Source organism: Candidatus Paceibacterota bacterium (assembly GCA_035452965.1).
In the GTDB taxonomy this organism is placed as follows: Bacteria; Verrucomicrobiota; Verrucomicrobiia; order Limisphaerales; family UBA8199; genus UBA8199.
The window spans coordinates 141,842-166,537 of the sequence record DAOTCE010000006.1; the positions used below are offsets into that span (position 1 = coordinate 141,842).

At 64.6% G+C, this 24,696-nt stretch carries 20 protein-coding genes and 1 pseudogene; 5 read left to right on the top strand and 16 right to left on the bottom strand.

Annotation, left to right across the window (positions count from 1 at the left end; all coding sequences use genetic code 11):
• Positions 1 to 290: 290 nt before the first annotated feature.
• The 6 genes from P5205_08055 to P5205_08080 all read right to left on the bottom strand — a co-directional run bounded on the left by P5205_08055 (position 291) and on the right by P5205_08080 (position 8,022).
• The gene (locus tag P5205_08055) at positions 291 to 674 is read right to left on the bottom strand and encodes a DUF2203 domain-containing protein (protein ID HSA10312.1); all 384 of its coding nucleotides are present in this window, start codon (positions 672 to 674) and stop codon (positions 291 to 293) included.
• Between the two features lie 36 nt (positions 675 to 710).
• Positions 711 to 2,408 carry a tetratricopeptide repeat protein gene (locus P5205_08060; GenBank protein ID HSA10313.1) on the bottom strand — a complete coding sequence of 566 codons (1,698 nt, stop codon included), beginning with the start codon at positions 2,406 to 2,408 and terminating at the stop codon, positions 711 to 713.
• Positions 2,409 to 2,487: 79 nt separating this feature from the next.
• On the bottom strand, positions 2,488 to 2,589 hold the full coding sequence (locus P5205_08065; protein HSA10314.1) for an AURKAIP1/COX24 domain-containing protein: 102 nt from the start codon (positions 2,587 to 2,589) through the stop codon (positions 2,488 to 2,490).
• Positions 2,590 to 2,826: 237 nt separating this feature from the next.
• Complete coding sequence (locus P5205_08070) at positions 2,827 to 4,701, bottom strand: hypothetical protein (GenBank protein HSA10315.1); 1,875 nt, start codon at positions 4,699 to 4,701, stop codon at positions 2,827 to 2,829.
• Between the two features lie 57 nt (positions 4,702 to 4,758).
• Positions 4,759 to 6,729, bottom strand: a complete 1,971-nt coding sequence (locus tag P5205_08075; protein HSA10316.1) for a HEAT repeat domain-containing protein — start codon at positions 6,727 to 6,729, stop codon at positions 4,759 to 4,761.
• Positions 6,730 to 6,747: 18 nt separating this feature from the next.
• Positions 6,748 to 8,022: a Gfo/Idh/MocA family oxidoreductase gene (locus P5205_08080; protein ID HSA10317.1), complete on the bottom strand. Its 1,275-nt coding sequence runs from the start codon at positions 8,020 to 8,022 to the stop codon at positions 6,748 to 6,750.
• Between the two features lie 577 nt (positions 8,023 to 8,599).
• On the opposite strand from P5205_08080, the gene P5205_08085 reads away from it, so the two are divergent.
• Positions 8,600 to 10,105: a Gfo/Idh/MocA family oxidoreductase gene (locus P5205_08085; protein HSA10318.1), complete on the top strand. Its 1,506-nt coding sequence runs from the start codon at positions 8,600 to 8,602 to the stop codon at positions 10,103 to 10,105.
• Positions 10,106 to 10,258: 153 nt separating this feature from the next.
• On the opposite strand, the gene P5205_08090 is transcribed toward P5205_08085, so the two are convergent.
• Both P5205_08090 and P5205_08095 read right to left on the bottom strand, forming a co-directional pair.
• Positions 10,259 to 11,605, bottom strand: a complete 1,347-nt coding sequence (locus P5205_08090) for a Gfo/Idh/MocA family oxidoreductase (GenBank protein HSA10319.1) — start codon at positions 11,603 to 11,605, stop codon at positions 10,259 to 10,261.
• Positions 11,606 to 11,692: 87 nt separating this feature from the next.
• Complete coding sequence (locus P5205_08095) at positions 11,693 to 11,908, bottom strand: hypothetical protein (protein HSA10320.1); 216 nt, start codon at positions 11,906 to 11,908, stop codon at positions 11,693 to 11,695.
• A 115-nt stretch (positions 11,909 to 12,023) separates the two neighbouring features.
• Between P5205_08095 and P5205_08100 the strand changes: the two genes are divergently transcribed.
• Positions 12,024 to 12,572: a 3-isopropylmalate dehydratase gene (locus P5205_08100; GenBank protein ID HSA10321.1), complete on the top strand. Its 549-nt coding sequence runs from the start codon at positions 12,024 to 12,026 to the stop codon at positions 12,570 to 12,572.
• Positions 12,573 to 12,605: 33 nt separating this feature from the next.
• Here the strand turns inward: P5205_08100 and P5205_08105 are convergent, their stop codons facing one another.
• From P5205_08105 to P5205_08135, 7 genes and pseudogenes are all read right to left on the bottom strand, one after another.
• A complete protein-coding gene (locus P5205_08105) occupies positions 12,606 to 12,935 on the bottom strand; it encodes a 4Fe-4S binding protein (GenBank protein HSA10322.1) in 330 nt (109 codons plus the stop codon).
• A 4-nt stretch (positions 12,936 to 12,939) separates the two neighbouring features.
• The gene (locus tag P5205_08110) at positions 12,940 to 14,016 is read right to left on the bottom strand and encodes a nickel-dependent hydrogenase large subunit (GenBank protein HSA10323.1); all 1,077 of its coding nucleotides are present in this window, start codon (positions 14,014 to 14,016) and stop codon (positions 12,940 to 12,942) included.
• Positions 14,017 to 14,026: 10 nt separating this feature from the next.
• Positions 14,027 to 14,449 (bottom strand): NADH-quinone oxidoreductase subunit C, encoded by a 423-nt coding sequence (locus P5205_08115; GenBank protein HSA10324.1) that lies wholly within the window; start codon positions 14,447 to 14,449, stop codon positions 14,027 to 14,029.
• Positions 14,446 to 15,030, bottom strand: coding sequence for a GNAT family N-acetyltransferase (locus P5205_08120; GenBank protein HSA10325.1), 585 nt, complete (start codon positions 15,028 to 15,030; stop codon positions 14,446 to 14,448). The genes P5205_08115 and P5205_08120 overlap by 4 nt, the downstream gene beginning before the upstream one ends.
• A gap of 3 nt (positions 15,031 to 15,033) precedes the next feature.
• Positions 15,034 to 15,447, bottom strand: a pseudogene (nuoB, locus tag P5205_08125) (NADH-quinone oxidoreductase subunit NuoB).
• An 18-nt stretch (positions 15,448 to 15,465) separates the two neighbouring features.
• Positions 15,466 to 16,323, bottom strand: coding sequence for an NADH-quinone oxidoreductase subunit H (locus tag P5205_08130; GenBank protein ID HSA10326.1), 858 nt, complete (start codon positions 16,321 to 16,323; stop codon positions 15,466 to 15,468).
• Positions 16,320 to 18,200 (bottom strand): proton-conducting transporter membrane subunit, encoded by a 1,881-nt coding sequence (locus tag P5205_08135; GenBank protein ID HSA10327.1) that lies wholly within the window; start codon positions 18,198 to 18,200, stop codon positions 16,320 to 16,322. Before P5205_08135 ends, P5205_08130 begins: the two co-directional genes overlap by 4 nt.
• A 236-nt stretch (positions 18,201 to 18,436) precedes the next feature.
• Between P5205_08135 and P5205_08140 the strand changes: the two genes are divergently transcribed.
• The 3 genes from P5205_08140 (at position 18,437) to P5205_08150 (ending at position 21,990) form a co-directional block, all read left to right on the top strand.
• Positions 18,437 to 20,377, top strand: coding sequence for a glycoside hydrolase family 20 zincin-like fold domain-containing protein (locus tag P5205_08140; protein ID HSA10328.1), 1,941 nt, complete (start codon positions 18,437 to 18,439; stop codon positions 20,375 to 20,377).
• Positions 20,378 to 20,387: 10 nt separating this feature from the next.
• Positions 20,388 to 21,095: a pyridoxamine 5'-phosphate oxidase gene (pdxH, locus tag P5205_08145; protein HSA10329.1), complete on the top strand. Its 708-nt coding sequence runs from the start codon at positions 20,388 to 20,390 to the stop codon at positions 21,093 to 21,095.
• 331 nt (positions 21,096 to 21,426) lie between these two features.
• The gene (locus P5205_08150) at positions 21,427 to 21,990 is read left to right on the top strand and encodes a hypothetical protein (protein HSA10330.1); all 564 of its coding nucleotides are present in this window, start codon (positions 21,427 to 21,429) and stop codon (positions 21,988 to 21,990) included.
• 21 nt (positions 21,991 to 22,011) lie between these two features.
• Here the strand turns inward: P5205_08150 and gyrA are convergent, their stop codons facing one another.
• Entirely contained in the window at positions 22,012 to 24,678 is a 2,667-nt protein-coding gene (gene gyrA, locus P5205_08155) for a DNA gyrase subunit A (protein HSA10331.1), read from the bottom strand.
• Between the last annotated feature and the right edge of the window lie 18 nt (positions 24,679 to 24,696).

Consider the following 24,696-nt stretch of genomic DNA (forward strand, 5'->3'; position numbering starts at 1 on the left):
GGCCAAAGAGTAAAGTGTCTTCTTCACCAAATCGTAAGCCCTCAATCTGGTAGGGCGCTTTCGCCGAAAGCACCACCGTTTGGCCGCCTCGGCAATACAGCCCTGCCCAGGATTGAGGCCTTACACCAAATCGCCCGCCCGCACAGTTGCAGCCTGCGGGGCCTGTTCGGCAGATTTGGATTAAATTCGGGCATTTCTGTTCAAAAAAACTTAAGGGCAAGTGTGATCCGACGCGGCGAGCCGTCTTCAGCTTCCAGATTCAGGCCTCCGGACCGGCCACTTCCCCTGCCCTACAACCGCTCCCGCCCCGCGTAACCGGCATCCAGTTCGTGCCAAAATTCAACGTCCTCTTCGTCTTTCTCCCAGCACAAAAAGACCTCCTTCCCGCCGATTATAGCCGGGAAATCCACCAAGCCACGCTCAATGTCCTTGACCTGAATATCGCGCCGCCGGAATTCCGCCATTGCTTCCGCCACGTCAGCGATAGCCCTGATCCGCGTGTCCACCAGGTTGCCCCCCAGATCGCAGCCCGGAGACATCAGCCCGCCAATGCGCTGTTCAAGCTTCTCCAATTCGGCGTGCAGTTCGGCAAGCCGTTTCAGCCACTGCCGGATTTCGGGCAGCAGTTTCCGGGCTTCATCCCGAGTGTAGTGTGTTTGGAATTGGTAGGCCATGGAATTCGCATTTCGATGCTGGGCTGCCCTTTCGACTCATTTGGAGCCGCCCGCCTGGATCTTCTTCCGCACTTCCTCACTCGGTTCGATGGATAGAGACTTGCGCCAGGCCTCCCGCGCCTTGTCAATTTGTTTGAGCGCGGCGTAAATGTCACCGAGGTGATCATAGACCGTGGCGTCTGGTTGCTCGATCAACTCCGCCGCCTGCAACGCGTAGGGCAGCGCCTCGCCGGGCTGGCCCTGCTTGAAAAGCACCCATGCCATGCTATCAAGGAATGCCGCGTTCCTCGGTTCCGCCTTGACGGCCTTCTCAATCAATTCGCGTGCCCGTTCAAGTTTCTCCCCGCGCTCCGCCCACATATAGCCAAGATAATTCTGCGCCTCGGCGAAGCCGGGCGCGAGCTGCAGGCACCTCTCGAAGTATTTCTCAGCCTGGGCATAATCTCCCTTCCGCTCACAGGCCGCCCCCAGCCGGAAGTAGAAATCCTCGTTCAATCGGCCCGGGTCCGTGACCTTGGCGATGACCTCGGCGGCCAGAAAATGCCGCGAGGCCTCCGCATACGCCTTCTTCCGGCTGTAGGCTAGCCCGCTGTAATACTCCAGCGCGAAGCTCTGGGCAAACTTCTGCCGCGCCTTTTCCAGCGTCGCCAGGGCCTCACCGACCTTGTCTAACTCAATTTGCGCCAGCGCCAGGTAATAGTAGGCAGGTTCCTGGTCGGGGCGCAGCACCAGCATCTTGCTGAAATGGTCGGCAGCTTCCGCCGGCTTCTTGTCCTCCAGCGCCATGCGGCCCAGGTAATAGTATGCTTGCGGATTGGTCGGGTCATCGCGCAAAATAGCTTGGAGCTGTTCGCTCGCCCGCTGGTGGTCGCTGCCGTGCAGGTAGATGGAAGCCAAATTGGCCCGCACCCGCTCCTCCACCAGCGGCAAGTCCGGCGGGTCCTTCAGCACTTCGAGATAAAACTGCGCGGCCTGATCTGATTCACCCAACAGGTTGAAGCCATCCGCCAGCTTGAGGCGCGACAGCGGGGTGCCGGGCCCCAGCCTGGCCGCGCGGTTAAGCAACTCCAGCGCCTTGGCGTTAGCATCTGACCGTTGCGTTGGCGCTTGCAGTCCAACTGCCGCGCAGAGTTCGGCTGCGCCGATCAGAAAGTCAGCTTCCGCGTCTGGTTGCTGTGCGGCCTCCGACAGCACTTGCAGCGCTTCCACTGGTTGCTTCTTCCCGAGGTAAACCTGGCACAGGTTTTGGTAGCCGGTCAGCGAAGCGGGCGATTTCTCGATCGCCTGACGGTTGGCGGCGAGAGCCTCATCGGGCTCATCGAGTTGTGCGTAAATCAAGCCCAGGCGCCCATAAATCTCGCCCGATGCATTGGGCCGCTGGGCCGCGCGTGTCACCAATTCGAGGGCTTTCTGCGGCTGCTTGTTCCGCAGCAGCCGGGCGGAGACTTCCAGCATGAGCGTTTCGTCGTCGGGGTCCAGCAGTGCCGCCTCGTAGTAATCCTCATCCGCTTCGGCCGAGTTTCCGTCCACCTCGTGTATGACGCCAGCGGCGTAACGGGCGTGCGCCCGGGCCAATCGCTCGGCCGCTTTGCTGTCCACCTGTTCGCGTTCCGAGACATCCTGGGCCTGGCCATCGGGCCTGCCGGGCTGCCGCGTGGGCACGGAGCCGCATCCAGCCACCAGCATGCTGCTCGCAGCCACGGCCGCCCACAGATTCCAATGACGGCAAAGCATACGGTAAAACGCCACCCGCCCCGTTCCGGCAGCGGGTGGCGCTGAATCGGCAACTCGGCGGCCCCGCAGGGCCTCCGCGCTATTTCTGCCAGGTGCGCTTCTTGTGACGATGCGCCCTCAGCTTCTTGCGCCGTTTATGCTTATTGATCTTCGCTTTCCGTCGTTTCTTCAATGAGCCCATAGGCAGTATGTTTGATTCTATTACCGCTGGCCGACCGTATGCAAGCCGCAGGTGGCGCCCGCGCCGGCCCGCAACTTCCTGCGCAACCCAGCCGATCATGCCATCGGCCATACCGTGCGGGATGTCGGCACCAAGGTCAAGCCTGCTGGCAATAGCACCGGAAAGCCGGAAGGCGAACTATCGCCACGGCAGCACCCGGGGCAGTTAATGCCCGCCCCGTTCTGCAACGCTGGCGGCTCAGCGCTTCTCCAACTCCAGCAGGGTCACGGAATTCGGCTGCAGGACTTGCTGCCAGGTGAACGCTGGCTGGTTGTTCTCGCCGGTCCGGCTGACAGCAAGCTCGGCTTTGCTCTGGTCGTTCCAGGCGTTGCTATGAGTGGCGTCCACCGTGGATTCCCGCCAGCGACCGGCTTTCAGGGCCGTGGGGAGCGGGTCAAGGCGAAGGCGGACGGTCCGCCGTAACGGGTAGCGGTCGCGGAAGTTCACCAGGACAATCGCCAGGCGAGCTTGCCCGGCGTCCCAGGCGGCGGCGGCGGAGACATCATCGTCGGTGCCCGTGACGCGAAGCCAGTTGCCACGCAGGCCGTTGAAGACCTTGGCGACGTTATAGGAGGCCTTGGGCAAATTATCCTTCATCAGCAGGCTGTAATCGCCGCGGAAGCCAAGGTCGCCCTGCTTGACATAGAAGAAGCACGGGCGGTCAATGCCCGCGGGGAGGAAGGCCCGGGTGATGGAGTTGGCGCACCAGGCGGCACCCAGCTCGTGGTCTTGCGGCCGGTCCGCCCACCAGGCTTCGTTCCATTCAGTGATCATGAAGGATGCGACCGTGCGCTTCAGCTCAGGGAAATCGGCCAGGTAGGTGCGAAAGGCTTCTGCTTCCTTGACGATGATCTCGGGCGGCTGGAAGTACTCATGCCAGCTCACAAAATCGAGAGGCAACTTCTGTTGCTGGCACCAGAGCATCAGGCCGCGAGCAAAGCCTTTGCCATGCTGACAATGGCCGTGCTCCGAGTTCTCGAACGGGCCACTGGCAAGGGCGGGGCCGCCGATCTTCGCCTGCGGATCCGCGCGCCGCACGCCGCGGGCAGTGGCGCGGTAAAGCTTGCAGTAAGCCTCGAAGCGGCGAACGACTCCGTGGTCCGTCTGCTCCTTGCCCAGCGCCGTGTTGTAGAGTTGCTGGAAGGCGTCGCTGCCGGTGTCCTCGGGACCGGGCTTGAGCCAGCCGGTGTTGACCTCGTTCCACACCTCCCAGAAGGGGATGCGTTTACCGCGTTGCAGACTGCGCTGGGCAGCCTGGAAGCATAGCTCCTCCCAGGCGGCGTAATCCCGGGGCGCGCTCTGGCGCTCGCCGTTGGGCACGGCGTCGAGGACTTGCGGCATGTAGGAAACAGCCATTATGGGGTCCGCGCCGATCTTGTTGATGAAGTCCACGCGGCGGTCGAAGTCCGACCAGTCATAGACCAGGTTGGTCCCCTGCCCTGTCTTGAGAACGCCGGTGAAGACGTTGTCCATGCGGAACCATCTGAAGCCGCCCTCCTTGAGCTTGCGCGCCGTCGCGTCCTCGTAGTCTGACACGCCGCCACCCTGGCTGAGGCCGACAATACCATCGGGGACCTTGCCTGCCGGATGCTGCGCGTCAACCGTCAGAACCAGTGGCTCTTTGGCGCGCCAGGAATCAATGATCACCCAGTTGGCCTGGTCAAACCTGTCGCCACCTTGGACGTGCGCATACACCTGGATGGCGACGCGCACCCTGGCGCCAGGCGCGGCAGCTTCGCTCAGAATGAGGAGGGCGGGATGATCGTTGTCGAAGCGAGCCTGCAGGACGTCGTTGACCCAGGCCTCGCCGCCGTCGGCGCAGTTGATCTGCAGGCCCACCACCTTGCCGGCGGTGGCTTCGTTGCCGATGTGGCCGGGAATCTCCAACTCGGCCACCAGCCAGCGGAACTTCTGGTCGTCGGGACAGGCGTCGCCGAGTTTAATGGGAGTGCCTTCGGAGAAATTCCTGGGGGGCTGCGTTTGGCGCTGGTCGCTGGGTGACAGAACACGCCACTGCGCCGAAGCAGTAATGGCAATTGTCAGGAGCGCGGCGGTGCACAAGGAGCGAACCATCGGTCGCAGCAATTCAACGACACCCCGCAGTCGAACACAGACAGGCCACATTCCAGGTTACTTGCCACCCACCTTGGTCTTGGCCTGGTCGCCGAGTTCCTTGGCGCGTTTGGCCAGGTCGGCGTTGGCTGTCGAGCCGCACACCTTGTCGAGCACCTCGGCGAGCCGGGGCGCCAGCTTCGCCGCATCCGCGCTTTTCAACAGCATGTCGGAAACATTCACCGCGGCCGTGGCGGCCTCTTCCTTTGTGCCCGGTTCGTCCAGATGCGGCGCGACCAGGTCGAACGCCTCGACGGAGGCAATGCCGCCCAAGGCAGCCAGCAGCAGCCTTTTCTCCTCGTCCTTCTGGGTCAAAGCCGCCGCCTCGCGGCACATCGCCAGGCGCTTGTCCACCGGCAGGTCGGCCTGCCCCGCCAGGCGCAGGTAACCGCGCAGGCAAATCATCTTGTCGGTCGGGTTAGAGGCGGCCTTTGCTGCCTCAAGCAGGTGCGGCGCGGCGTCAGCGGTGCTCCAGGCGCCCAGCGCGCGAATAGCGGTGGCGCGCACCTCGGTGTTGGGATGCTGGACGGCTCCCCGAACGGCTTTGAGAGCCTTTTCGCCTCCGACTGCTCCCAGCACGCGAACCAGGGCGCACTGTTGGGCAGGCGGGGCTTGCGTCAAGCGGCCTTCGACCTGGCTGACGCACGAAGCAGGATCCTGCGCCCTCAAGCAGGCAGCGCTAAGGGCCTGCTCGGCCGCCTCCAGGTCTTCGGAACTCGCCGCCCGAACCAAGAGGTCAAGCAAGCGCGGGACTTCGGCCGATCCGGCCAGTTCGCCGAGCCTCTTGGTGGCAGCAACGCGCAGCTTGAGGTCCGGTCCGCCCGCGGCATCGAATAGAGCGGGAATGGCCGCAGTCATGCGCCGCCGCGCGATGAGGTCCAAAGCGCTGGCGCGGCGCGCGGCTGGACCGTCCGCAAGCATCTTGATGATGGCGGCGTCCGCGTCCTTGCCGGGGAGGCCGCCCAGGCTTTCCTGGGCCGCTGCGGCGATGTCCTTGTCTGGATCATCCATCAACTCCACAAATACTGGCAGCGCCGAGGCATCGCCGAATTGAGCAATGGCACGAACGGCTGCCAGCCGGGCGCTCTTGTCCCCGCTCCGGGCGGCGGCGAACAGGGCGGGCAACGCCGCGGCGTCGCCCCGCTGGGCAAGGGTCTGCATCAACAGAATTTGGCGTTCGGCCGGGATTGTTGGCAGCTCGCCGGCCAGAAGTCGCGTGACCTCCGGGCCCGGCATCTCCTGCGCGCTGCGAACCGCGGCGGAGAAAAGCGCGAAATTGCTGTCCCGCAATGTTGCCTTTAGCAGCGGCAGGCCATCCGTCTGTCGCGTAAGAATGGCCCCACGCACGGCCGCGGTGCGCACCTGGTGCGGCGCCGCTGTGGCACGCAGACGATCGTAAATCGCCACCGCCTGCTTGCGATTGCCCTTGCCTGCCTGCGTTTCCGCGCAGCGAAGCAGCCCCTCGCACAACGCGAGCTGGTTGGCGGCGGAGACAGCCGGCAAGGCATCCAGGAGCGCTTTGCCGGCGGCAGGAGTGCCGATGCTGCCCAGGGACCTTGCCGCGGCCTGGGCCACGTCGTTGTCGGGAGCCTGGAGCAGCTTGGTCAGGAGCTTTACGGCCTTAGGATCGCGGCGCACGCCAATGCTGCCGACGACGCCAGCGAGCAGGCGGCCCTGGAGTTTGCCAGCCGCGTCGCGCAACGCTTTGTCCACCGAGGAGCCGGGGATCGGCTCCAAACCGTAGCGGGCCATATGGGAAAGCTGTTCGTCCGACAGCAGCGCAGCCAGCGGCGCCACGGCGTCACTGGTGCCGATGCGGGCCAGCTCGCGGCAGGCGTCCGCCTTCTCCTTCTGAGTGGCGCCAGACTCCAGGACGGCAACTTGCTTCTTAACCAGCTCTTTAGTCGTAAGCGGGGCGCTTTCTGCCAGGCAGGCAGTCGCACAGGCGATGGTCAGGGTGAGGGTCAGGGAATGACGAATGAGATGCATAGTTGTTATAATTGGAAATTACGCAGATTCGATTATCCAAGGCTCCCGCATCGCGCGGGAGCGGAGGCGGTTGGCCTCCGGGTCGTTGATGAACTCCTCTTTCACAGGGTCATACTTCATGTCGCGCTTGAGCCACATGCAGATGTTGGCGGCGTGCACGGTGGACATGGAGCGGTGCATGACTTCGGGATTGGCCACCGTGGGACGGCGCGACTTGATGCAGTCAAACAAGTTCCGCACATGGCTCATCGGGCGGCCCGTGCGCGCCATGTAATCCTTGACCAGCTTGGAGAAGTCGGCCAGCAGCGCGGGCGATGAGGCTTCCGGCTTGGAGTAGCCGTCGGCCACTGCCACCCACCCTTCCGAGCCCTCGTAGCGGACCCCGCACGAGCCGTGCCACCACTGCTCGCCGCGGGATAGAATCATCTTCACGCCGTTGGGAAAGACGGTAACCATGCCATCGCCCGTGGGGTTGTTGACGTAGCCGTAACGGACCGCAGAGGTATCCGCAGCCCCCATCGCGACTTGGCATTGCCCGAAGGTGTGGGCGCCCCACTCGCCGATGCAGCTGGTGTGAAAATCATAGTAGCCACGCCAGCCGCCGCGCGTGTAGGCGGCATTGTAAGGCCGCCAGGGACACGGCCCCAGCCACTGGTCCCAGTCCACCTCATCCTTAGCCGGCTCGGGTTCGGCGGGCAGCCAATCGAATTTCATCTCGGCGGCATCCCACGGCGCGATATGCGCCCGAACCGTGTGCACCCGCCCCAGCCGGCCGGTGCGGAGCAGCTCGTTGGCGAAGGTGAAGTTGTCCTCGCTGAGCCGCTGCAGGCCGGTTTGGTAGATGCGCCCGTAGCGCCGCGCCGTCGCGACGACCGCCTGCCCCTCGGCGATGGTCATCGAAGACGGCTTTTCGGAATAGACATCCTTGCCCGCGCGCATCGCCATGACGGAGGCGGTCGCATGCCAGCGGTCCCCCGTCGCGATAAGCACCGCGTCAATGTCCGTGCGCCGGGCCAGAAAGTCGCGCATGTCGCGATACATCGCACAATCCTTGTTGCCATACTGCTCGTCCACCAGCCGCTTGATGGCCTCGCGCTGGGACTTCTTCGCATCGCAGATGGCGACGAACTGCACATCCTTCTCCGGCAGCATCCACTTTAAGACCCCGGTGCCTCGCCCGCCAACGCCCAGCCCCCCAAGCACAATCCGCTCGCTCGGCGGCACCAATCCATTCCGCCCCAGCGCCGAGGCCGGGATGAACCAGGGCGCGGCCACCGCACCACCGGCGACCACAGCGCGCCGAAGAAAATCCCGGCGGGTTAAGCCTGCCCCCCAGGAGCTACTGGGGGACAGACCGGACGGCCCAGTTGAAGGAGAAGGCTTCTGCTTAGACATTAGCGGAGCCTAACAGCCTCGCTCCGCCAGACGCAAAACTTTTCCCACTGCTGGCGTAATCCCTCAGTCAGCCACGGCCGCTTCGTCGAGGCGGCCAAACGGTGGGCCACTCTACGCAAACCAGGCGGTCGAATCGGTTACCGGCCGGAATCCGCCCCCGCTGCCCACGCCAGTCACACCGAATACTCACCGTATACTCACCGTATCATCACCGTGGATACAGCCTTGACATCCGAGGTAAATTCCAGCGTACACCGCTGTCGTTACGCAACTTACACGAATTCGGGCCCGGAATGGGCGCTCTTTACAGCACCATCCATGCAAACCACTGCAACGATTCAACTTGCACAGCCTCTGGCACCGATTGGTCCCCGCGCTGCCCAGCAGTCCTGCCGGACAAAGTCCGACACGAGAAAGGAGTTGAGGCGGGAGCCGCTTTCCCCTAATAGATATTCAAACGATAAAGCAAACGATCATGAACTTCACACGCCGTAATTTCCTCAAGGCGACCGCCATGGGCGCCGCTGCACTCACCTTTGACGCTCGCATCTGGAGCCGGGCCGCCGGCGCGAACGGCGACATCCGGGTTGCGCAGGTTGGCCTCCGGAGCCAGGGTGCCGGTCACATCAAGACCTTAAGCAAGTTGAAAGGCGTGCGCCTCGTGGCCCTCTGCGACGTGGACCGGCATGTGCTCGATGCCAAAGCCCAGGAACTGGGTGGCGGAATCCAGACCTACACCGACATCCGCAAGCTGCTTGAAAACAAGGACGTGGACGCCATTTCCATCGCCACGCCAAACCATTGGCACGCCCTGGGAACTGTTTGGGCGTGTCAGGCGGGCAAGGACGTCTATGTGGAGAAGCCCGCATCGCACAACATGTTCGAGGGCCGGCAAATGGTCGAGGCGGCCCGCAAGTACAAACGCATCGTCCAGTGCGGCACACAGTGCCGTTCTTCAGCGGGACTGCAGCAAGCCGTGGAATACGTGCGCGGCGGCAGTCTGGGCAAGATCGTCCTCGCCCGCGGCTTCTGCTACAAAGCCCGCAAGAGCATTGGCCTGGTGGACGGCCCGCAACCCGTGCCCGATTACATTGATTACGACCTCTGGTGCGGCCCGGCTCCGAAAGACCCCCCGCGCCGCAACACCAGTTTTGGCACGATCCACTACGATTGGCACTGGTTCTGGAACTACGGCAACGGCGACTACGGCAACCAGGCCCCGCACCAGGTGGACATCGCGCGCTGGTTCCTGGGCGAAACGGCCATCGCGCCTTTCTCCCTCGCCGTCGGAGGACGCCTGGGCTACCGGGACTCCGCGGAAACGCCCAACACCCTCGTCGTCTATCACGGCTACAAAACGCCGCTCTTGTTCGAGGTGCGCGGCCTGCCGCAGGACAAAGCGTCCCAGGAGCAAGGTTGGAACATGGACAAATACAAGGGCGTGGGCGTGGGCAACGTCATCGAGTGCGAACAGGGTTACGTCGTGGTCCCCAGCTACACCGAGGCCATCGTTTATGACAAGTATAACAAGGAAATCACCCGCTTCACTGGCAAGCGGAGGAGCAATGTCCCGGACCTGAAGACCCCAGTCGGGCTGACAGCCGAATCCGGCGGCCACCATGGCAACTGGATCGCCGCAGTCCGGAGCCGGAGAAGCAAAGACCTGCACGCGGAGATCCTGGAGGGCCATCTTTCGGCCGGCCTCGTCCACACCGGAAACATCTCCTACCGCCTCGGCGCGCGAAAGGCGCCGGGCGAAATCAAGGAAGCGCTCGCCGACAACCGGAGCCTGACCGAAGCCTACAACCGCATGGCCGGCCACCTGGACGCCAACGGCGTGGACATCACCAAAGACAATGTGCAGCTGGGCATGCCGCTGAAGTTCGATCCCCGGAAGGAGCGCTTCGTGGACAACGCACAGGCCAACGAACTGCTCAGCCGCAATTACCGCCCGCCGTTTGTCGTTCCGGCCAAGGTCTGATTCAGGTCCCGCCGCCGCCGCCGGCGCGTCTCAGAGCCTGTTTGAAAATGCCAGTCTAACGCCGGGTGTGGACACCCGGCCTGCAGGGAATCGGCGAAAAGGCGCCATCCTGTGGGCCCGGACCCCTGACCGGGCGAATTCTCAAACAAGGTCTCAGCCCTTCGACGGCTGCGGGTGCACCCACGGAGCACGGTAGGGCCGCTCCAAGAGCCGGTTGGCTTCATCGTCGCCGATGATCCTGCCCGCGGCGGCATCCCACGCGAAGCTGCGGCCCAATTTCATGGACAGGTTTGCCAGGATGCACGCGGTGCTTGAAATGTAGCCTTGCTCGATGTCCGCAACCGGCTTGCCGCGGGACGCAATGGCGGCCAGGAAGTCTCTCATGTGGCCACGAATCGCAGGGGCGACTTGCTTCTCCAGGTCCTTCTCGTCGCGGTCCTCGGGATACTGGTCGAACTCCATCGTGACCTCGCGATGGACGGGCTGGCCGTTGCCGGTGGGCGCGAACGTGTAGCTGTTGATGCTCGCCTTCAGGTTGCCCTTGTCCCCCCAGAACGTAACACCCCAAGGGTAACGCGGGTCCGGTGACTGGCCCCAGCGGCGGTGCTGCCAGACCACCTGCAGGTCGCCGAAGTCGAACACAGCCGTCTGCGTGTCCGCGATGTTGGCCTTGCGGCCCTTTCTCATGATGATGCCGCCGGAGGAACTGACCGTCCGGGGCGAGCCCAGGTCGAGCATCCAGCGGGCGGCGTCAAGCATGTGGATGCACAGGTCGCCCACGGTGCCGTTGCCATACTCCATGAACGAGCGCCAGCCGCGGGGATGCTTCATGCGGTTGTAGGGCCGCATGGGGGCCGGGCCAGTCCACATCTCCCAGTCGAGGTGGTCGGGCGGATCGCTGTCCTCCGGGTCAGGCCCGGCACCGCCGCCGTAATAGCTGTAGATTTCCACCAGGCCCACCTTGCCCAGCTTCCCCTCGCGGATGATGGTGTCCCGCGCTTCGATCAGGTGCGGCGTGCTGCGGCGCTGGGTGCCCACCTGCACCACCCGCCCGTGCTTGCGCGCGGCGGCCAGCATGGCTTGCCCCTCGATGATGTCCACGCTGATCGGCTTTTGCACATAGACGTCCGCCCCCGCCTCGACCGCGGCAATCATCGGCAGCGCGTGCCAATGGTCGGGCGTGGCGATCAGGACAATGTCCAGGTCCTGCTCGCGGAGCATCTGCCGGTAGTCATGGTAGGTGCGAGGCTTCTTTTTCGAGGCTTGGCGCGAGGCGACAATGTCCGCCGCGCCGGCCAGCATCCGTTGGTCCACGTCGCAGAGCGAGACGACCTCGACCGGGGCCACCTGGATCAGGCGCAGCAAGTCGCACTTGCCGTACCAGCCGCAGCCGATGAGGCCAACGCGCTTCCGCTGCTCGGCGAACTCAGCGGCATAACTGCCGAGGGCGGACAACGCCAATCCCGCCGCGCCAGCCTGGAGGAATTCCCTTCGGTTCATGCGGGTCGTTTTACGGCCAACCACACCCCAGCGCAAGCCCTGACTCCCCTGCCGCCCGCGAGCGTGCTCCGTTAGCCTGAAACAGGACTAGCCTCGAACCAGCACGGCCTTGTTGGTCTTGAGGTATTTCTCCACGGCCTTCTTGTTGGAAAGCGACATGGGCGTGCGCTTGGCGTCGCGCTTGATGAGCTTGTAATGAACGAGGTGTTTGCCGACGAGGTCAACGTGCAGGTCGGAATCCTCCATGCGCCAGACCTGGCCGGTAGCCAGCGGCGGGGCAGAAACTCGACTCTTCTGGCGCATAACTTTCAAGCGCTCAGGATGCCAGACCGATCCGGCGAAGGCAATGCAAATTGACGCAATCTGACACCCTGCAAATCTGGTTGAATAATCGCCCGCCAGCGGCCAAGCTGCCGCCATGCAATCTGTGTTTACAGGTCCGGTCTTTGTGGTGCGGGATAATATAGACACTGACCAGATCATCCCGGCGCAATACCTGAATCTTGTGCCAACGATACCCGAGGAGTACGAGAAGCTGGGCGCTTACGCGTTTGCCGGCCTGCCCGAATCGGCGTACCCGGAGCGCTACGTGCAGGAAGGCCAGCTCGACAGCGATTACCCGATCGTGGTGGCGGGTCGCAACTTCGGTTGCGGCAGCTCCCGCGAGCACGCGCCCATCGCCCTGGGCTCCGCGGGCTGCAAGGTGGTCCTCGCGCAGAGTTTCGCGCGCATCTTCTTCCGCAACTCCGTCGCAACCGGGGAACTCTACCCCTGCGAAACCGTCGAGCGGCTTTGCGACGTGTTGAAGACCGGCGAAGTGGCCACCGTGGACCTGAACGCCAGCACGGTGACCATCAAGAGCACGGGCCAGGTTTGCCAGCTCAAGCCACTGGGCGATGTGCGCCCGGTAGTGGACGCCGGGGGGCTGTTCAATTACGCCCGCAAGACGGGGATGATCCCCAAGTGACGCGGGCTAACTACAGGTCCCGGAGATGGCCGGTCAGTAAATCTCCACGTCCTTGGTCACCGCCGGCGTGCCGTGACTGGCGGCCAGCTCCAGCGATTTCTTCGGGCACACCTCCACGCAGCAGCCGCACGTGATGCACAGCAAGCGGTCGATCGCCCACTCCTTCCTAGCGCGGTTTACCACCAGCGCGCCGGTGGGGCACTTCTTGGCGCAGACGTTGCAATAGACGCAGGTGTCTTTGGTGAAGACCAGCCACCCGCGGGAGCCGGCCAGCTCGCGCCGCGGCTCAAAGGGGTAGCGGCTCGTCGGCGGTTTGGTCAGCGCCCACTTGAGGGCCAGCCGGGACATTTCGAAATAGGCCATAAGATCACCGTTCGGTGCAACTGATACAGGGGTCAATGGTGAGCACCAGCACCGGCACGTCCGCCAGCTCGCAGCCCTGCAGCATCTTCACCAGGGCCGGCAGGTTGGCAAACGTGGGCGTGCGCACGCGAAAGCGCTGGATGTGCTTCGTGCCGTCCGCTTTCACACAATACGCCACCTCGCCCCGCGGCTGCTCGGTGCGCGCGATGAACTCACCGTTGGGATTGCCCGCCACCTTCACCGCGATCTCCCCCGCCGGCATCCGCGCGACGGCCTCGCGGATCAGATTGATGGATTGGAACAGCTCGTCGCATCGGACGGCGCAGCGGGCGTAGGAGTCGCCGTCCGTGTGCGTGACCGGCTCGACGGGCAGATCCTTGAAAGCGGCGTAGCCCAACTGGCGCATGTCCTGGGCCACCCCGCTGGCGCGCGAGGTCGGGCCGACGCACCCCAGGTCGCGGGCGTCCTGACGCGTTAACACGCCCACTCCGCAGAGGCGGCTTTTGACGGAATCGTCGCGGATGAAGACCTTGGTAAGGTCACGGAGGTCCGCCTCGATCTGGCCCAGGTCCGCCAGCATGGCCTGGAGGCCGGCGGCGTCAATGTCCCGCCGTACGCCGCCGATTTTGCAGGAGCCGAAGATGACGCGTCCGCCGGCCGTGGCCTCGATGATATTGAGGACGCGCTCGCGCACGCGCCAGGAATGCATGAACAGGCTTTCAAAGCCCACGGCGTCCGCCATGAGCCCCAGCCAGAGCAGATGGCTGTGCAGCCGGGAGAGCTCGCCCCAGATCGTCCGGAGGTAAAGGGCGCGCGGCGGCACCGCCACGTTCATGATCGTTTCCACCGCCTGGCAGTAGGTCTGGCCATGAATAAAGCTGCAAATGCCGCAGATGCGCTCCGCGACATAGACAAACTCGACATAGTCCTTCTTCTCGACCAGCTTCTCCAGGCCGCGGTGAATGAAGCCGATGGAGGGGCGCGCCTCGACTACTCTTTCGTCCTCGACCACCAGGTCGAGGTGGATAGGCTCGGGCAGCACCGGGTGTTGCGGACCAAAGGGTATGATCGTGCGGGCCATGGCGTGCGGGTCAGTGTTTGGCGGCTGCGGGGGGAGGGTTGGCGACTGGAGGCGCGGCCGCAGGCTTTGCCACGGGGACTTTGGTCGTGCCGAACGGGAACTTGACCGCGGTCTCGTAGAAGTGGCCATGGAAATCCACCGCCATGCCGTCCACCTGGACGCCGAACAGGTCGTGGACCTCGTTTTCATAGACAAACGCGCACCAGTAAATCCCGCTGATGCTCGGCACCCGGGCCGCCGTGGCCGGCAGGTGCAGGCGCAGATTGGCCAGGCGGCTGTCGCGATCGAAGCTGTAGGTCAGCTCGATTTGCTCCGGCAGGCGCGTGGCACCGATCTGCACCAGCCGGTATCCTTGTTTGTGCATTGTGCCTGCCCGCTCCAGGAGGGCCGACACGGGTATGATCTCAAAAGTCTGGGCTGGTCCGTTGCTCATTTTACGTTTTTGGTTGTTGCGGGCGCCGGCGCGCGCTCCTTTTGCAGGAACACCCAGTTGATGTGGGGCGTGAAGGGCTCAGTCCGCAAAACCTGGTAGCCGGTGTGGGTGAGCTGGAAGAGGTTGCGCTTGCTTTGATGGCCCGTCTTCGCCTCGAAGCGTTGAACGTCGGGAAAGGCATTTTCAATCTCTCGCAGCAGCCGCCGGCCGATGCCCCGGCCTCGAAAATAGGGGTGGACAATCACCCGGCGGATGTAGGCGGTGGCACCGATGGCGAAGCCGCGCACGGAGCCGATGATCTTGCCGTTGACCACGGCCTTGAGAAAGACAATTTGGTCCGCGTCCGGGTGGGTGTCTTCCGCCGCCGGGGCATGGGCCAGGACCGCCACCCGCTCGGGCGTGCGCTCGAAGTCGGCCAACAGGTCGGCCAGGGTCTGTTGCAGTGGGGGCAAACTGTCGTCCCCATACAGCTCCGCCTCGCTCTGGTAGGCGATCTTTTGCAGGGCCAGAATCTCCGGCGCATCGCTCTTGTCGGCCCGCAGGTAGAGGGTTTGGTCGAGGCTGTTGGCCAGGGCCTTCATTTCGCGGTGCTTGGCCTCCAGCACGGCCAAGGCTTTGACCACGCCGTCAATGATGGCCTCCGGCCGCGCGGCGCAACCGGGCACGTAAACGTCCACCGGGATGACGCTATCCACCCCGCCCGAGACGTTGTAGCAATCCCGGAAGATGCCGCCGCTGCAGGCGCAGATGCCCACCGCGACCACGACTTTGGGCTCGGGCAACTGGTGGTAGATGTTGCGGATGACCGCCTGGCTTTGCGGGTTGACGGCTCCGGTGACCAGGAAGATGTCCGCGTGCTTGGGGTTGCCCATGTTAACGACCCCCAGGCGCTCGACGTCGAAGAGCGGCGTCAGGCAGGCCAGCGTCTCGATGTCGCACCCGTTGCAGCTCGAGGCGTCGTAGTGGATGATCCAGGGTGATTTTTTGATGCCGTGCATGTCAGTTCGTGTCTTCGCCTACAGGTGCCGCAGCCAGGAAAGCACCAGGATATTGCCAAAGCCCAGCACCAGCGCCACGACCCACGCGCTGCGGAGGGCGGTTTGCCATTTGAGCCGGGCAAACACGTTGTCCACCAGGATCACGAACCCGAACACCGCCAGCGACACCAGCACCCCGAGCAGCGGGGAGGCGGCGAAGAAGAGGTAAACCCAGCCCAGCAGGAACACCGTCTCATACCAGTGCGCGATCTCGATCATCGCCAGCGCCCGCCCCGAGAATTCGGTCGTGAGGCCGCGCACCAGCTCCTGGTGGGCGTGGTGCGAGCTGGAGAGGTCGAACGGCGATTTGCGGAACTTGATCTCCAGCGTGTAGAGGAAGCCCAGGAAAATGCCGGGCAACGCCAGCACCAGGAGCGTGGGATGGGCGGCGATGTCGTGCACGTAGAAGCTCCGGGTGACCAGGTACATCCCGATGGCGGTCAACAGCACCATTGGCTCGTAGGCCATTAACTGGATGAGCTCCCGCTGCGCGCCGACAAAGCTGTAGGGCGAGCTGGCTTTGCAGGCAGCCAGCACGAAGAAGATGGCCGCCAGCGTCAGCGCAAAAATCACCAGCAGCAGGTCCGACCCGGCGAAGAACAGCGCCCCGGTGAAGATCACCAGCAGCAGGAAAAAGAAGATGTAGAAGTTCTGCGAGCGGCGGACGACGACGTTTTCCTTTTGCCACAGCTTCAGCACATCGTAGAACGGCTGGAGCAGGGGCGGACCGCGCCGCGCCTGCATGCGCGCCGAGAGGCGCCGGTCCCACCCGGCCAGCAGGCCGCCCAGCAGGGGCGCCCCCACCAGGAAGATGATGAGTCGAAGCCAGGGGCTCATAGCATCGGCCACACGGCCGCGGCCGCCAGGAGCACCAGCAGGGCCGCGGCGCAAATCACGCCGCCGCGCGCCAGCCACGCCTCGCTCAACAGGCCGTGCAGGTGGTAGTTGTTGGTCGCCACGTCATGCTCGGTGTTGCCCGCGCCCAGGAAGCGCGTGCTGCTGTGCAGGTTGGCCCCGCCCAGGTAGGCGTCTGTGACCCGGACCCCGCGCCCGTAGTTGATGAAGCTGAGCGGGAAGAGCAGAATCATCACCATCATAATGGTCATGATGACCACGTTGCCGTGGGTCAACACGCCGCATTGCCCGTAAACGGACACCACGTAGGGCTGGATGAGCCAGGCCGAGATGAGCGGAAACAGCAGGCAGGCCAGGGCCGTGACCACGGACAGGCCGGACAGCGCGATGTTCTGGCCCAGGGCCAGCGTTTGCGCGACCGCTTGCCGGGGCCGCTGGACCTCGAGCAGTTTGCCGATCCACTTGACCCAGAAGAACAGCGTGGCCGCGCTGCCGAAGACTAGGAAGATGGAGAGGGACGGGGCGGCGTCCACTACCGCTTTGAGCACGGCCCATTTGCTGATCAGCATGCCGAAGGGGGCCAGGAACATGCCCGCCATCCCCAACTGCATCATCACCGCCACCCGCGGCATGTTCAGAACCAGGCCGCTCATCGCCTCGATGTCGCGGCTGTGCAGGCGGTGCTCCACCACCCCGACGCAGAGGAAGAGCAGGCACTTGGCCGCCGCGTGGAAAATGATCAGCAGGATGCCCGCCCACACCGCCTCGTGCGTTCCGATGCCGCCGCACAGCACGATCAAGCCCAGATTGGCGATGGTGGACCACGCCAGCACCTTCTTTGCGTCGCTGGTGGTGATGGCGGCCAGGGAGCCCGCCAGGAACGTCACCGCGCCCACCAGGGCCACCAGGTAACCCACCGCCGTCCCGGTGACCACCGGCGCCATGCGCAGCACCAGGTAAACGCCGGCTTTGACCATCGTGCTGGAGTGCAGCAGGGCGGAGATGGGCGTGGGCGCGACCATGGCGCCGAGCAGCCAGCTTGAGAAGGGCAGTTGCGCCGACTTGGTGATGCCCGCGAAACAGAGCAGCGCGGCCGGCAGCAGGGCCAGCGAATGTTGGGAGCCGGCGAGCGTCCGCAGCTCGATGCTCCCGCTTTGGCGCGCAAACCAGGCGATCGCCAGCGCGAACCCCAGCCCCCCGGCCAGGTTCATCACCAGCGCCCGCAGGGCGTTGGCCCGCGCCTCTTGCGTCCCCGTGTAGCCGATCAGCAGGAAGGAGCACAGCGTCGTGATTTCCCAGAACAGGAACAGCCAGAGCAGGTTGTTGCTGAAGATGAGGCCGAACATGGCGCCCGTGAAGATGAACAGCAGCCCGAAGAACAGCGGCCGCCGGTCCGGCACTTCGGGATGGGCCGCCCGGTGATACTCGCGCATGTAGCCCAGCGCGTAGAGGCATATCCCCCCGCCCACCAGGCCGTTGATCAGGGCCATGGTGATGGACAGCTTGTCCGCCAGGAGATTGTGCGCGGCCTTCAATTCCGCCCCGTGCGCCCATTCCAGCCAGGCCATCAGCCCCGCCTGGGCCAGCATCAGCCCCACGATCCACGGGCGCCGCGCCCGCAGGCCCACGTAAATCACGTAGAGCCCCATGGCCCCTTCGATCGCCATGAGCGCGGCGTTCAGCCAGTGATAATCCAGCGGCAGGAGGTCCGGCGCGGGCAGCACCGCCAGCGCCAGCACCCCGGCGCAGATCAGCAACGTGACGGCGCTAACCAGAATCTTGCGAAACGGGTCGGACTTCAACCACAGCAGCCCCGCACCAGCGGCGATGGGGCCGAGAATTAATGCTGGAACAAGCATTACGACAATTGGCGGGGATGCTACACCCCCTGCTTGCCAATTCCCAGCCCAACCTTTGCTCTCGCCGAAGGCGCCGCCCCAATCCTCGACGAAGGCAGGGCGGTTTCGCTGTACACCGCCGGCGGCGGGTGCGGGTTGCGGGTCGCTTGAATTGGGGCGCGGGTTGGGGAAGAGTAGGAGCCGATATGCGGCAACCGGAAAAATGGACGGTCTGACCCGGGCGAGGATTTGAGTTCTTGAACGGCTTGGTATTGCTTCCTTATCCCCGCTGGGTGCGGCGTTTGCCGGGATGTTACCGGCTGCCGCAGCGCGGGGTGCTGCACCTGGACGCCGGGCTGCCGCGGGAGCGGGTGCTGTGGCCCGTGGCGGCGCGGGTGAAGTCGGCGGCGGCGGAGGCGGGGGTCGAGCTGGAGGTAGCAACGGGACCGGCGCAGCATCCGCGGCTGGCGATTCGCGCGGTGCAGAGCGCCGCCGCACCGGCCCAAGCCCAGGGATATGAGCTGCGCATCGGTTCGGATGGGGTGACGTTGTTGTACCGGGAGGAAGGGGGGTTGCGGGCGGGAACGGCGACGCTGCGCCAGTTGTTGCGCGGGCACGGGCGGCGGCTGCCGCGGGTGCGGATTCGGGATTACCCGGATTTCGCGCGGCGGGGAGTGATGCTGGATGTGTCGCGCGGACGGGTGCCCCGCCTGGACACGTTGCTGGAGCTGGCCGGGGACCTGGCTGATTTCAAGGTCAATGAGCTGCAGCTTTACACGGAGCACACGTTCGCTTACCGGAACTACGAGCCAGTCTGGCGCGGCTGGGGGCCGTTGACAGGCGAGGACATTTTGCGGCTGGACGCGCGGTGCCGCGAGCTGGGGATTGATTTGGTGCCCAATCAAAACTCGTTCGGGCATTTGCGGTATTGGCTGGCCTACCCGCCGCTCCGGAAGCTGGCGGAGGTGCGCGCGCCTTACGCCTGCGCGGGCGGCGCGTATCTCCGCTACCCGGCGACGCTGGCCCCGAACCATCCGGACACCCTGCCCTTCCTGCGCGGGCTTTATGACGAGCTGCTGCCGCATTTCAGCAGCGGGCGGTTCAATGTCGGTTGCGACGAGACGTGGGACCTCGGGCGCGGCCAAAGCCGGCGGCTTTGCCAGGCTAAAGGGGCCGGTCGGGTGTATGTGGATTTCTTGAAGCAAGTGCACCGGGAAGTCTCGGCGCGCGACCGGCGGATGATGTTTTGGGGGGACATGATGTTGAAACACCCCGAGCTGGTGCGGGAGCTGCCGCGGGAGATGGTCGCGCTGGCCTGGGGCTACGAGGCAACTTACCCGTTCGCGGTCGAGGCGGAACGGTGGGCGCAAGCCGGGCACCCGTTTTACGTCTGCCCCGGGACGTCCACGTGGATGAGCCTGATCGGGAAGCATGACGTGGCGTTTGCCAACTTGCGCCAGGCGGCGGCCGCGGGGTCCCGCCACGGGGCGCAGGGTTACTTGAACACGGATTGGGGCAACGGCGGGCACCCGCAGCCGCTGGCGGTGAGCTACCTGCCGTATCTGCTCGGCGCGGCGCTGAGCTGGTGCGCGGCGACGGCGGATGAGCGGCTGCTGGTGCCGGTGATCAGCCGGGATGTGTTCCAGGATCCCAGCCGGCGCCTGGCCGAGGCGGCGCTGGGGCTGGGCTGGGCGCACCGGAAGTTCGAGTATTGCGCGCTGAACGTTACGCCGTTCGGGGCGGTGATCGCCGCGCCGCGCCCGCGCACCGGGGAGCTGGATTGCCGGGACGGGCTGAAGTATTACGCGCGCATTCCGGCGGCGAAGGTCCGCGCGGCGCTGGAGGAGGTGGAGAGGCTGCGGGGGACGCTGCCGCGCGCGCCCGCGTCCGGCCGCCGGGGGGAGATGTTCGCGCTGGAGCTGGACCTGGCGGCGCGGATGGCGGCGGAGTCGTGCCGGATCATGCTCTGGCAGCAGGCGGTCGCCGGGGGAGGAGGGCCGGGGGCGCGGCGGCTGGCCCGCGCAGGCGTGCGCGCTTTGGACGAACTGGACCGGGAGTTTCGCCGATACTGGCCGCGGCGGAACAAGGGCACCACCGCAAAGTGCTCGACATTCCTGCAGTGGCGGAGGGAAGATTACCGGCGCGGCACGGTTCATTTTGCGCCGGAGGCGGCGCGGGTTCCGGAGCCGGCACTGTGAGCATGGAGCTATGGCAATCGCGGACTTGCGACGAGAATATAGTTTGACCGGTTTGCGCCGAAGGGATTTGGACCCGGACCCGATGGCGCAGTTCAAGCTTTGGTTCGACCAGGCGGCGGGGGCGCGGGCCGGCGGCCGGGTGCGGAAGTTTTGCATCCGCGCTTACAAGGCGCTGCTGCTGGCCGCAGGCGGGGAGCCGCTGGACTTGACGGCGGCGACGCTGGCCACGGCCGACAAGCAGGGGCGGCCGTCGGCGCGGGTGGTGCTGCTCAAAGGGGTGGACGCGCGCGGGTTTGTGTTCTTCACCAATTACGAAAGCCGCAAAGGGCGGGAGCTGGGCGAAAACCCGCACGCGGCGCTGGTGTTTTACTGGTCTCACCAGGAGCGACAAGTATGCGTGACGGGACAGGTGAGGCCGCTGCCGGCGGCGGAGTCGGACGCGTATTTTCAGTCTCGCCCGCGAGGCAGCCGCGTGGCGGCCTGGGCCTCGCACCAGAGCGCGGTGATACGCGACCGGGCGGCGCTGGAAGAACAATGGCGGCAGGTGGAGGCCCAGCACGCGGGCCGGGAAGTGCCGCGTCCGCCGTTTTGGGGCGGGTACGTGCTTGCGCCCGGGCGGCTCGAATTCTGGCAGGGGCGGCCCAACCGGCTGCACGACCGGTTTCGCTACACGCGGCAGGCAGATGCGCGGTGGTTGATCGAGCGCTTGTCGCCGTAAGAGCCTGTTTGAAAATGCCGGTCTAACGCCGGGTGCGGACACCCGGCCTGCAGGGAATCGGCGAAAAGGCGCCATCCTGTAGGCCCGGTCCCCTGACCGGGCGAATTCTCAAACAAGCTCTCAGATTTGCCGGCAAGGCCTTGGTCCTGGTTGGGGCCGCCCTGCCGAGGCGGCTAAACGGTGACGCTCTCGGCGAGATCGCCCTGGAGGGATTACATTTAACGCAATATTTAACTTGCCTTCCCGCTGCGCGGGCGCAAATTCACGGATGTGGCTGTGGTTATGCCGCTTGCGCCGTTGTGCGGGGAGGCATGCCGGAGCCGACGCAATCATGACAGGGACAGACGACAGCGAAAGTCGGATGGGGGCAAAAGCGCCCCGGTCAGTGGTGGTCGTGTATGAGGATTCAGCCGCGCGCGAGCGGGCGGTGGACTTCTGCGATCAACTGGCGGCCCGGTTCAGGGAGCGATGCAAGTTTGACGTAAGCTGGTGGTCCTTCGAGCTGCTGGCGGAGCTCGGCTCGGCGAGCCAGGCGGCGCAAAGGGCCGCGGAGGCGGAGGTGGTCGTGGTCGCCGCCGCGCCGGAAGGTGATTTTGCGCCGTCCGTCAAGGAGTGGCTCGATCGCTGGCTGGCCCAGCGGGCCAAGCGGGAAGGCATGCTGGCGGGATTGCTGGAGGCGGAGCCCAGCCCAGGCAACCTCGAGGGGCCCAAGGCCCAGCAGCTCCGCCAGGCCGCGCACCGCGGGGAGGTTGTTTACGTGACGCAGGTGCCCCAGGAGACCCGGCACACAATGCCGGATTCGCTCGATTCATATTCCAGCCGCGCCGACCATGTCACCAGCCTGCTGCAGGACATTCTGCGCCAGCCGCCGCCGCCCCCCCCCACGCTCCCTTGAGCGGGCGCGGTTTGGCGCGGCCTAGCTGGCGCCGGCCTGTCCGGCCGCATCGTCTTCCTGCTGCTCGCTGATCACCGGCGCGATGGCTTGCAGTTTGTCGCCTTCGGCTAGGTTGATGAGCTTGACGCCCTGCGTGTTGCGGCCCGCTTCGCGGATGTCCTTGACAAAGATGCGCACCAACTGCCCGCCCGAGGTAATCAGCATGATTTCATCCGCATCGCGCACGGTGAGCGCGCCGACGACCGCGCCGGTCTTCTCGTTGGCCTTCATGGTGATGATGCCTTTGCCGCCGCGGGATTGCAGCCGGTAAACCTGCTCGACGGTGCCATCCTCGCGGACGAGGTCGAAGGGAGTGCGTTTCCCAATGCCGTTTTCACCAGCCACCAGCAGGGTCGCGTCGCGGTTGGTCACGGCCAGGGCCACGACCGCATCGTCTCTTTCGAGGTTGATGCCTCGCACGCCGGCGGCCGGGCGGCCCATGGCGCGCACGTCCTCTTCGGAAAAGCGGATGCTCATGCCGTCGCGCGTGATGAGAACGACCTGGTCGCGGCCCGAGGTCAGCTTCACCTCGATCAGGGCGTCGCCCGGCTCAATGCCAATGGCAATGATGCCTCCTTTGCGGACGTTGGCGAAGTCCTCGAGCGGGGTCTTCTTGACCGTGCCTTGCTGGGTGGCGAAGAAGAGGAAGCCCGGCTGCTGCCAGGTGGTGTCTTCCTTGTTGGGGCCGGTGCGGGCTTCGATGCGGATGAGGGCGGCGATGGTCTCGTCGGATTTGAGCTCGAGCAGGTTGGCAATGCTGCGGCCTTTGGCGACACGGCCCATGTCGGGGATCTCGTGCACGCGCTCCACATACACCCGCCCGGTGTTGGTGAAGAACATCAGGTGATCGTGCGTGCCGGCGCTGAACAGGTGCTCGATGAAGTCCCGGTCCTCCTCGCCCGCGCCGTCGCGGGTGGTCATGCCAATCACCCCTTTGCCGCCGCGGCGCTGGGCGCGGTAGGAGCTGATGTTGGTCCGCTTGATGAGGCCGGTGTGCGTCAGGGTGATGATAACCCCTTCGTTCGCAATGAGGTCCTCGATGGCAATTTCGCCTTCGTCGGGCACCAGGTCCGTCCGGCGGGGCGTGGCATATTTTTCTTTGATGGCCTGCAGCTCGGCTTTGATGATGGCGAGCACGCGGGCTTCTTTGGCCAGGATGTCGAGGAGGTCCTTGATCCGGGCCATTAAGTCGCGGTATTCGGCCCGCACCTTGTCAATTTCCAGCCCGGTCAACTGGTAGAGGCGCAGTTCGAGGATGGCGTTGGCTTGCGCCTCGCTGAAGGAGTAGCGGCCGCTCACCAGGCGCGCCTCGCTGCGGATGAGGATGCCTATCTTCTCCACCTGCGCGCGCGTAAAGTCGAAGGCCAGCAGCTTGATTTTCGCCTCCTCGCGGGTGGCTGAGTGGCGGATGATGCGGATGAACTCGTCCAGGTTGGAAAGGGCAATCAGGTAGCCTTCCAGCAGCTCCGCCCGCTCTTCGGCCTTCCGCAGCTCGTGCCGGGTCCGGCGGACAACCACCTCGCGCCGGTGTTCGATGTAGCAGTTGATCAGGTCCTTCAGCCCGAGGGTCTTGGGCCGGCCATGGTCAATGGCCAGCGCATTGACGGCAAAGGCCGATTCGAGCGCGGTGTGCCGGTAAAGGTTGTTGATCACCACCTTGGGCACCGCATCGCGCTTGATTTCTATGACGACACGCGTGTTCTCATCCGACTCGTCCCGCACGGCGGTGATGTCGGTGATGGTTTTTTCGTTGACCAGGTCGGCAATCCGCTCGACCAGCACGGCGCGGTTTACGTTGTACGGGATTTCGGTGATGATAATTTGCTCCCGGCCGCCTTTGAGTTCTTCGAGGCCGACTTTGCCCCGGACTTTTACGCTGCCGCGGCCGGTCAGGAAGTACTGCTTGATTCCTTCCAGGCCGCAGACCATGCAGCCGGTCGGGAAGTCCGGCCCTTTGACATGCTGCATGAGTTCCTTGAGGGTGATGTCGGGTTTGTCAATCTGTGCGCAGACGCCGTCAATGATTTCGCCCAGGTTGTGCGGCGGCATGTTGGTGGCCATGCCGACCGCGATGCCGGTGCCGCCGTTGACCAGGAGGTTGGGGAACGCGGAGGGAAAGACGGTGGGTTCGGTGCGGGTCTCGTCGTAATTGGGGACAAAATCCACCGTTTCCTTGTCCATGTCCTCCATCATTATGGCCCCAAGCGGGGCCAGGCGCGCTTCGGTGTAGCGCATGGCCGCCGGCGGATCGCCCTCGACGGAGCCGAAGTTCCCCTGCCCTTCCACGAGGCGTTCGCGCATGGCCCACGGCTGCGCCATGTGCACGAGGGTCGGGTAGATCGCCTGGTCGCCGTGCGGATGGTAGTTGCCCATGGTTTCGCCCACGATCTTGGCGCACTTGAGGTGCTTGCGGTTGGGCATAACCCCCAGGTCGTTCATCGCGTAGAGGATGCGGCGTTGGGACGGCTTCAGGCCATCCCGCGCGTCGGGCAGCGCGCGAGAGATAATCACCGACATGGAGTAATCCAGGAACGAGTTCTTGATTTCCTCGGCGACGTTGATTTTCGCCACTTTTTCGTTGGCGGCGAACAAGGGCGTGCTGCTCGCGGGCACTGCCGGTGTCTCGTTAGGTTCGGTCGGTTCGGGCATAATGCTGGTTGGCGGCTC

Bases quoted from the DNA above. Each gene is read 5' to 3' on its own strand.
- P5205_08060 (HSA10313.1), bottom strand. From the start codon at position 2,408: ATGCTTTGCCGTCATTGGAATCTGTGGGCGGCCGTGGCTGCGAGCAGC.
- P5205_08130 (HSA10326.1), bottom strand. From the start codon at position 16,323: ATGAGCCCCTGGCTTCGACTCATCATCTTCCTGGTGGGGGCGCCCCTG.
- P5205_08055 (HSA10312.1), bottom strand. From the start codon at position 674: ATGGCCTACCAATTCCAAACACACTACACTCGGGATGAAGCCCGGAAA.
- P5205_08120 (HSA10325.1), bottom strand. From the start codon at position 15,030: ATGAAGGCCCTGGCCAACAGCCTCGACCAAACCCTCTACCTGCGGGCC.
- P5205_08110 (HSA10323.1), bottom strand. From the start codon at position 14,016: ATGGCCCGCACGATCATACCCTTTGGTCCGCAACACCCGGTGCTGCCC.
- P5205_08135 (HSA10327.1), bottom strand. From the start codon at position 18,200: ATGCTTGTTCCAGCATTAATTCTCGGCCCCATCGCCGCTGGTGCGGGG.
- P5205_08100 (HSA10321.1), top strand. From the start codon at position 12,024: ATGCAATCTGTGTTTACAGGTCCGGTCTTTGTGGTGCGGGATAATATA.
- pdxH (HSA10329.1), top strand. From the start codon at position 20,388: ATGGCAATCGCGGACTTGCGACGAGAATATAGTTTGACCGGTTTGCGC.
- P5205_08065 (HSA10314.1), bottom strand. From the start codon at position 2,589: ATGGGCTCATTGAAGAAACGACGGAAAGCGAAGATCAATAAGCATAAA.
- P5205_08150 (HSA10330.1), top strand. From the start codon at position 21,427: ATGACAGGGACAGACGACAGCGAAAGTCGGATGGGGGCAAAAGCGCCC.
- P5205_08105 (HSA10322.1), bottom strand. From the start codon at position 12,935: ATGGCCTATTTCGAAATGTCCCGGCTGGCCCTCAAGTGGGCGCTGACC.
- P5205_08075 (HSA10316.1), bottom strand. From the start codon at position 6,729: ATGCATCTCATTCGTCATTCCCTGACCCTCACCCTGACCATCGCCTGT.
- P5205_08090 (HSA10319.1), bottom strand. From the start codon at position 11,605: ATGAACCGAAGGGAATTCCTCCAGGCTGGCGCGGCGGGATTGGCGTTG.
- P5205_08115 (HSA10324.1), bottom strand. From the start codon at position 14,449: ATGAGCAACGGACCAGCCCAGACTTTTGAGATCATACCCGTGTCGGCC.
- gyrA (HSA10331.1), bottom strand. From the start codon at position 24,678: ATGCCCGAACCGACCGAACCTAACGAGACACCGGCAGTGCCCGCGAGC.
- P5205_08095 (HSA10320.1), bottom strand. From the start codon at position 11,908: ATGCGCCAGAAGAGTCGAGTTTCTGCCCCGCCGCTGGCTACCGGCCAG.
- P5205_08085 (HSA10318.1), top strand. From the start codon at position 8,600: ATGAACTTCACACGCCGTAATTTCCTCAAGGCGACCGCCATGGGCGCC.
- P5205_08070 (HSA10315.1), bottom strand. From the start codon at position 4,701: ATGGTTCGCTCCTTGTGCACCGCCGCGCTCCTGACAATTGCCATTACT.